This window comes from Saccharothrix sabaoui (assembly GCF_051756985.1).
In the GTDB taxonomy this organism is placed as follows: domain Bacteria; phylum Actinomycetota; class Actinomycetes; order Mycobacteriales; family Pseudonocardiaceae; genus Actinosynnema.
Genome location: NZ_JBPKJK010000262.1, coordinates 1 through 7,859, shown reverse-complemented (window position 1 = coordinate 7,859; position 7,859 = coordinate 1). Strand labels below are relative to the sequence as shown.

Below are 7,859 nucleotides of genomic sequence, written 5' to 3'. Positions count from 1 at the left end.
GCCGCCCGGGAGGTCGGCTCACTTGATGTGCATGCCCGAAATCGCCCTGGCCACCACCAAACGCTGGATTTCGCTGGTCCCCTCGAAGATGGTGAAGATCTTCGCGTCCCGGTGCATGCGCTCCACGGGGTGCTCGCGCGTGTACCCGGCCCCGCCGAGGATGTGGATCGCGCGTTCCGTCGCCCACACGGACACCTCGCCCGCCTTGAGCTTCGACATCGACCCCTCGCCCGCCGTGAACGGGACGTTGTTGCGGCCCATCCACGCCGCCCGCCACACGAGCATGCGGGCCGCGTCGATCTCCATCTTCATGTTCGCCAGGTCGAACGCGATCGACTGGTTCTCGATGATCTTGCGCCCGAACGCCTCGCGGTCCTTCGCGTACTCCAGCGAGTACTCGTACGCCGCCCGCGCCACGCCGACCGCCATCGCGCCCACGGTCGGCCGGGTCGTCTCGAACGTCGCCATCGCCGCCTGGCCGCCGGCCTTCTGGCCCTCGCGCGCCCGCGCCAGCCGCTTCTCCAGCCGCTCCTTGCCGCCCAGCAGGCACCGGCCCGGCACGCGCACGTCGTCGAAGAACACGTCGGCCGTGTGGGACGCCCGCATCCCGTGCTTCTTGATCTTGCCCGGTGACGACAGGCCGGCGGTGCCCGGGGGCACGACGAAGCCCGCCTGACCGCGCGCCCCGAGGGACGGGTCGACCACCGCGGTCACCACGTGGACGTTCGCGATGCCGCCGTTGGTCGCCCACGCCTTCTGGCCGTTGATGACCCACTCGTCGGTGGCCTCGTCGTACACCGCGCGCGTCCGGTACCCGGCGACGTCCGATCCGGCCTGCGGCTCGGAGGCGCAGAACGCGGCCAGCTTCGGGTCGTCCTCGGTGCCGAAGCACTCGGGCACCCACTCGGCCAGCTGCTCGGGCTCGCCGGAGGCGAAGATGCCCGCCGCCGCCAGCCCGGTGCCCATCAGGGCCAGCGCGATGCCCGCGTCACCCCAGAACAGCTCCTCGGTCGCGATCGGCAGCGACAGCCCGATCGGGTCGGCGAACCACGTGGCCAGCGACTCGAACCCGTACAGGCCGATCTTCGCCGCCTCCTGGATCACCGGCCACGGCGTCTCCTCGCGCTCGTCCCACTCGGACGCCGCCGGCCTGATCACGTCCTTCGCGAAGCCGTGGACCCACTCCCGCAGGTCGACCTGGTCCTCGTTCAGCTCCAGCGAAAAACCACCCATGGTCCCCTCACGCCTTCGGAATGTCGAACAGGCTCATGAACCCGGCGGCGAACCCCAGGTCGCCCTTGACCTTGAGCTTCCCGGTCATGAACAGCACCGGCGCCGACGCGTTCCCGGTCGCCAACTTCAGGAACTCCACCGGTCCCAACGCCACAGTGGCACGGGGGTCACGGGTCTCGTCCTTGTTGATCACGCACGCGGCGTTCTCGACGATCGCCTCGTACACGTCCTCGCCGGAGTCGGTGAAGCCGCCGGTGAGGTGGAAGTGCACCACGGCGCGGGTCGCGCCGGCGCGGTCGCCGCGGAAGTGGACCTCCATCCGCCGGAACACCTCGTCGAGCACGCGTTCGCGCAGGCCGGGCCGGGACGTCACGGCCTCGATCTGGCCCTTGGACGCGCGCGAGACGATGCGCGCGAAGTTCTGCGCGTCCATCTTCGCGAGGTCGAGGTCGGCGCCGCCGTCGGCGAGGTCGCCGAGCGCGCCGAGCAGGTCGGCGAACTCGTCCTCGCCGAGCTTCCTGGGGTCGATGCCCCGGGCGATGACGTCGATGTCGACGCCCGCCAGCGCGGGGTCGGCCGGGTCGACCCGCTTGAGCGTTGAGATCAGCTCGCCGGGGCTGAGCTTCGCGATCGCCTCGGTGGTGAGGTCGATGGTCATGGTGGCACCTCCGCTACCTACTCGGCGGTAAATCTACTGGCGAGTAGGTAAGGGGGCAAGGCCCTCGGAGTAATCTTGCTCCAGCAATCCAGGGGGTGCGATGCACGCAGAGCAACCGGTCCGCACCGGTCGGGCGAAGAGACTGCCGCGCGCGGTGCGCGAACGGCAGATCATGGACGCCGCGGTGGACGTCTTCTCGCGGCTGGGGTTCCACGCCGCGTCGATGGACGAGATCTCCGACGTCGCGGGCATCTCGAAACCCATGCTGTACGCGTACCTGGGGTCGAAGGAAGAGCTGTTCGCCACCTGCATCCGCCGCGAGGCGACCCGGATGATGGAGGCCATCGCGACCGGCGTCGAGGCCGGCGAGCCACCGGACGTCCAGCTGTGGAGCGGGCTCCGGGCGTTCTTCGGGTTCGTCGGCGAGAACCGCGCGAGCTGGCAGGTGCTGCACCGGCAGGCGTCGTCGCAGGGCGGGCCGTTCGCCGCGGAGCTGGCCGACATGCGCGGACGGGCGATCAGCCTGGTGGCGGCGCTGCTCGTGCACTCGTCGGACTTCTCCGACGTGCCGCGCGCCGGCGACAAGGAGGCCGAGTCGCTGGCCGCGGCACTGGTGGGGGCGGGCGAGTCGCTGGCCGACTGGTGGCTCGACAACCCGGCCGAGCCGGCCGGCGTCGTCGCCGCCCGGCTGATGAACCTCGTCTGGATGGGGTTCGGCGACCTCGTGGCGGGCGACGTGTGGCACCCGCCGTCGAGGCGCGCCGAGCAGGCCGACTAGCCGAGCAGACCGACCAGCCGAGCAGGCCGAGCGGCCGAGCGGGCCGACCAGCCGAGCGGGCCGACTAGGCCAGGGCGTTCTTCAGCACGCCGATCGCCTGGGTGATGGCGGCTTCGGCGGCGTGGGTGCCGCGCAGGGCGTTGAGCATGACGAAGTCGTGGATCACGCCCTGGTAGCGGACGGCGGTCACCGGGACGCCGGCCTCGCGCAGCTTGTTCGCGTACGCCTCGCCCTCGTCGCGCAGCACGTCGGCCTCGGCGGTGATCACGAGCGCGGGCGGCAGGTCGCGCAGCTGGTCGACGGACGCGCGCAGCGGCGAGGCGGTGACCTGCGCGCGCTCGCCCTCGTCGGTCGTGTACTGGTCCCAGAACCACTGCATGGCGTCGCGGCGCAGGAAGTAGCCCTCGGCGAACTCGTGGTACGACGCGGTGTCGAACGCCGCGTCGGTCACCGGGTAGAAGAGGACCTGCTGGGCGAACGCGACGTCGCCGCGCTCCTTGGCGAGCAGCGTGAGGGCGATCGCCATGTTCCCGCCGACCGAGTCGCCCGCGACGGCGAGCCGCGAGCCGTCCAGGCCCTTCGCGGCGCCCTCGGTGACGACCCAGCGCGCGACGGCGTAGTTCTCCTCGACCGCGGTGGGGTACTTGGCCTCGGGCGAGAGGCTGTAGTCGGGGAACACGACGGCCGCGCCGGTGCCGACGGCCAGCTCGCGGACCAGGCGGTCGTGGGTGTGGGCGTTGCCGAACACCCAGCCGGCGCCGTGCACGTAGAGCACGACGGGCAGCGGGCCGGTCGCGCCGACCGGGCGGACGATCCGCACCGGCACCTCGCCGACGTTCACGGTCTCCTCGTCGACCTCGGGCTTGAACACCTCGCCGGACTGCACGGCGTCGACGGTCTTGCGGCCCTCGACCGGGCCCAGGTCGAACAGGTACGGCGGGGTGGCGGTCGCGGCGGCGAACTCCGCGGCGGCGGGCTCCAGGACGGTCATGTCGGGCTCCTTCTGGTTCTGGCCGGTCAACGCGGCCGACACCAGGAAAGCTAGCTCCCAAGTAACTTGTGCACAAGGTAAATGAGAGCGTGAACACCGTGGCGGTGCTCACCCCGCTGCCGGGCGTGGTGTCAGGCGGTGATCACGCCCTCCAGGTGCGGCCGGTCCGACCACACGGCGAACCGCCAGCCGTCACCGGTCGGCGCGGCCGAGAAGCCGACCTCGCCGGGCAGCGGGATCGGCGCCTTGAACCGCACGTCGACCTCGTACGCGCCCGGCAACCGCCCCTCGAACGACGCCACGGCCCGCGCCTTCGACCACATGCCGTGCGCGATGGCCCGGGGGAAGCCGAACGCCTTCGCGGTCAGCGCGTGCAGGTGGATCGGGTTGCGGTCGCCGGACGCCGCCGCGTACCGCCGCCCCAGGTCGCCGGGCAGCCGCCACACCGCGGTCGGTGCGGGAGCCGAGGCGCGCTCGCCCGCCCCCGACATCGCGCCACCGACCCCGCCGGTACTGCCATCGCCGCCGGCCTCGCGACCGCCGCTGTCGGTGCCAGTGCCGTCGCCACCGCCGCCGCCGCCGGCCTCGCGCCGGAGATATGTCGACACATCGACCCACATCTCCTCGCCGTCCACCGACACCGTCGTCACCACGTCGAACTGCCGCCCCCGCTCGTGCGGTCGCAGGTTCGCCAGCTTCACGTGCAGCGACAGCGGTTCGGCGGCCAGGAGCGGCCGGGTCCGCGTGATCCGGTTCGCCACGTGCACCAGCCCCGGCAGCGGGAACGGGAAGTCGCGCGCGGTCATCAGCCGGACCTGGAGGGGGAAGCCGAGCACGTGCGGGTAGGTGGTCGGCAGCTCGTCGCGCACCCCGAACCCGCACACCGCGTTGTAGGCGGCCAGGTGCTCGGGGTCGGTGGTCACCTCGGCGTCCAGCGACGTCGACGGCAGCACGGAGCCGCGCCGGGTGAACGCGGTCAGCGCGGCCTTGGCGTAGAGCAGGGTCAGGTTCGACATCACGCCCCCAGCAGGCTCTGCCCGCACACGCGCACGACGTTGCCGTTCACGCCGGACGACGCGGGGTGCGCGAACCAGGCGATCGTCTCGGCCACGTCCACCGGCAGCCCGCCCTGGGACGCGCTGTTCATGCGCCGGCCCGCCTCGCGGATCAGCAGCGGCACGGCGGCGGTCATCGCGGTCTCGATGAAACCCGGCGCGACCGCGTTGACGGTGGCCCGCCCGGCGAGCCGCTCGGACAGCGCGTCGACCATGCCGATCACGCCCGCCTTGGTGGTGGCGTAGTTGGTCTGGCCGACGTTGCCCGCGATGCCCGCGATGGACGACACGCCGACGATCCGCCCGTTGGGCCGCAGGACCCCGTCCGCCAGCAGCGCCTCGTTGACCCGCTGCTGCGACGCCAGGTTCACCGCGACCACCGCGTCCCAGCGGGCCGCGTCCATCCGCCCCAGCGTCTTGTCCCGGGTGATGCCCGCGTTGTGCACGACGACGTCCACACCGCCATGTCGCTGGGTGAATTGTTCAACAATCCTCTTCGGCGCATCCGCCGTCGTGATGTCCAGTTGGATTGTTGAACCTTTCACCCGGTTCGCCACGCGGGACAGGTCCTCGCCCTGCGCGGGCACGTCGAGGCAGACGACGTGCGCGCCGTCGCGGGCCAGCACCTCGGCGATGGCCGCGCCGATGCCGCGGGACGCGCCCGTGACCAGGGCGACCTTGCCGTCGAGCGGCCGGTCCCAGTCGCGGGGGACCTCGACGTCGGCCGGGCCGACCCGCACGACCTGGCCGGACACGTACGCCGACCGCCCGGACAGCAGGAACCGCAGCGTCGACTCGACCGCGTCCTCGGCGCCCGGCGCCACGTGCACGAGCTGCGCCGTCGCCCCGCGCTTCAGCTCCTTGCCGACGGACCGGGTGAACCCCTCCAGCGCGCGCTGCGCGATCCGCTCCTCCGTCGACCCGGTCAGCTCCGGCGGCGTGCCCAGCACGACCACCCGGCCGCACGGGCCGAGCGACCGGATCACCGGGTGGAAGAAGTCGTGCAGGCCGCGCAGCCCCTCGACCGTCCCGATCCCGGTCGCGTCGAACACCAGCGCCCCGTACCGGGGACCGCCCTGGGCGTTGCCGGGTGCGTGCTCCGGCGCGAGGTCCAGCCCCGCCGACGTGAGCGTCGTGCCCAGCGCGTCGACGAGCCGCCCGCCGCCGCCGAGCAGCACGGGGCCGTCCAGCGGGGGCCGGGTGGGTGAGTGCCTGCGCAGCGGGTAGGGGGAGGGCAGGCCCAGCTTGCCCACCACGAACCGCCCGACACCGGAGTTGGCGAACGACTGATACCGATCCATGGGCACATCACACTCCCTACTCGCTAGTAAGTCTACTGACCAGTAGATTAGGCTGGGCGGACACGCCCCTCACCCTGGAGGACGACATGGCCCGAGTTGCCATCCTCGGCGGCAACCGAATCCCCTTCGCGCGCTCGAACGGCCCGTACGCCACGGCGTCGAACCAAGACATGTTCACCGCCGCGCTGGACGGCCTGGTCAGCCGGTTCGCGCTCCAGGGCGAGCGGCTGGGCGAGGTCGTCGCGGGCGCGGTGCTCAAGCACAGCCGGGACTTCAACCTGGTCCGCGAGTCCGTGCTGGGCAGCGGCCTGTCCGCCGAGACCCCCGCCTACGACCTCCAGCAGGCGTGCGGCACGGGCCTGCAGGCCGTGATCGCGGTGGCCAACAAGATCGCGCTCGGCCAGATCGAGGTCGGCGTCGCGGGCGGCGTGGACACCACCAGCGACGCGCCCATCGGCGTGAACGAGGACCTGCGGGGCGTGCTGCTGGAGCTCAACCGGGCGCGGACCGCCGGCGCGAGGCTGCGGGCCGCGCTGAAGCTGCGCCCCAAGCACGTCGTGCCGTCGGTCCCGCGCAACGGCGAGCCGCGCACCGGCCTGTCCATGGGCGAGCACGCCGCGATCACCGCGAAGGAGTGGGGCATCGCCCGCGAGGACCAGGACGCCCTGGCCGCCGCGAGCCACCACAAGCTCGCCGCCGCCTACGACCGCGGGTTCTTCGACGACCTGGTCACCCCGTTCCAGGGCCTGACCCGCGACCAGAACCTGCGGCCGGACTCGTCGGTGGAGAAGCTCGCGAAGCTCAAGCCGGTGTTCGGCCGGGGCGAGGGCGCGACGATGACGGCGGGCAACTCCACGCCGCTCACCGACGGCGCGTCCACCGTGCTGCTCGCCTCGGAGGAGTGGGCGGCGGCCCGGAAGCTGCCGGTGCTCGCCCACCTGACGTTCACCGAGACGGCGGCGGTCGACTACGTGCACGGCGGCGAGGGGCTGCTGATGGCGCCCGCCTACGCCGTGCCGCGGATGCTGGACCGCGCCGGCCTCGCCCTCCAGGACTTCGACTTCTACGAGGTGCACGAGGCGTTCGCCTCGCAGGTGCTGGCCACGCTCAAGGCGTGGGAGGACGCGGACTTCTGCAAGGGCAGGCTCGGCCGGGACGCGCCGCTGGGATCGGTCGACCGGGCGAAGCTCAACGTCAACGGCTCGTCGCTGGCCGCCGGCCACCCGTTCGCGGCCACCGGCGCGCGGATCGTGGCGACCCTCGCCAAGCTCCTCGCGGAGAGGGGGTCGGGCCGCGGCCTGATCTCGATCTGCGCGGCGGGCGGGCAGGGCGTTACGGCGATCGTGGAGCGCTGATCACCTCCCGTTAACCCAAAAGGGTGACGGCGGTAACAGAACGGAGCGTTTTCCCGCTTCACGTGACATGAACCACTCACGGCTCTTCGCCGCAGTCGTGCTTGTGGCGGCTTGTGCTGCCTGCGGGGAGGACTCCCGCGACCCCACCACCGTGCGCATCGGGGTGACCGCGTCCGCCAACGAGCCCCGGGTCGGCCTCACCCCCGCGGTCGTCGACCGGCTGTCGGCCGCGCTCACGCGCGGCGAGACGCGGGTCGTCGTCTACCGCGAGGGCGAGGACGCGGGCACCGCGTACTCCGACGAGGTCCTCTCGGCCGCCGACGACGCGGAGGTCCAGGACCGCCTGACCCGGCTGGACGGGCAGCTCGCGCAGATCGGCGGCGGCACCGGGCGGCTCGACCCGCTGTCCGTGCTCGCCGACATGGCCGCCGCGCCCGGTCCGGCCGTGCTCGTGCTGCACAGCAGCGGGTTGCAGACCACCGACCCGC

General features: G+C 72.3%; 8 protein-coding genes. 3 read left to right on the top strand and 5 right to left on the bottom strand.

Going from position 1 to position 7,859, the window contains the following annotated elements; all coding sequences use genetic code 11:
• Window positions 1–18: 18 nt before the first annotated feature.
• Both ACR807_RS40095 and ACR807_RS40090 read right to left on the bottom strand, forming a co-directional pair.
• Entirely contained in the window at window positions 19–1,233 is a 1,215-nt protein-coding gene (locus ACR807_RS40095; RefSeq protein WP_438926772.1) for an acyl-CoA dehydrogenase family protein, read from the bottom strand.
• A gap of 7 nt (window positions 1,234–1,240) precedes the next feature.
• Window positions 1,241–1,891 carry an SCP2 sterol-binding domain-containing protein gene (locus tag ACR807_RS40090; RefSeq protein ID WP_438926771.1) on the bottom strand — a complete coding sequence of 217 codons (651 nt, stop codon included), beginning with the start codon at window positions 1,889–1,891 and terminating at the stop codon, window positions 1,241–1,243.
• Between the two features lie 100 nt (window positions 1,892–1,991).
• Here ACR807_RS40090 and ACR807_RS40085 point away from each other — a divergent pair, with 100 nt between their 5' ends.
• A complete protein-coding gene (locus ACR807_RS40085; protein WP_438926770.1) occupies window positions 1,992–2,669 on the top strand; it encodes a TetR/AcrR family transcriptional regulator in 678 nt (225 codons plus the stop codon).
• Window positions 2,670–2,733: 64 nt separating this feature from the next.
• Here the strand turns inward: ACR807_RS40085 and ACR807_RS40080 are convergent, their stop codons facing one another.
• The 3 genes from ACR807_RS40080 to ACR807_RS40070 form a co-directional block, all read right to left on the bottom strand.
• Window positions 2,734–3,660 (bottom strand): alpha/beta hydrolase, encoded by a 927-nt coding sequence (locus ACR807_RS40080; protein ID WP_438926769.1) that lies wholly within the window; start codon window positions 3,658–3,660, stop codon window positions 2,734–2,736.
• Window positions 3,661–3,791: 131 nt separating this feature from the next.
• Entirely contained in the window at window positions 3,792–4,676 is an 885-nt protein-coding gene (locus tag ACR807_RS40075) for a MaoC/PaaZ C-terminal domain-containing protein (RefSeq protein ID WP_438926768.1), read from the bottom strand.
• Window positions 4,676–6,016, bottom strand: a complete 1,341-nt coding sequence (locus tag ACR807_RS40070; protein WP_438926767.1) for a 3-oxoacyl-ACP reductase — start codon at window positions 6,014–6,016, stop codon at window positions 4,676–4,678. Before ACR807_RS40070 ends, ACR807_RS40075 begins: the two co-directional genes overlap by 1 nt.
• An 86-nt stretch (window positions 6,017–6,102) precedes the next feature.
• Here ACR807_RS40070 and ACR807_RS40065 point away from each other — a divergent pair, with 86 nt between their 5' ends.
• Together ACR807_RS40065 and ACR807_RS40060 are read left to right on the top strand one after the other, a co-directional pair.
• Window positions 6,103–7,371 carry an acetyl-CoA C-acetyltransferase gene (locus tag ACR807_RS40065; protein WP_438926766.1) on the top strand — a complete coding sequence of 423 codons (1,269 nt, stop codon included), beginning with the start codon at window positions 6,103–6,105 and terminating at the stop codon, window positions 7,369–7,371.
• Window positions 7,372–7,522: 151 nt separating this feature from the next.
• Window positions 7,523–7,859 (top strand): hypothetical protein (locus ACR807_RS40060; protein ID WP_438926765.1); only part of this gene is annotated, 337 nt, incomplete at its 3' end.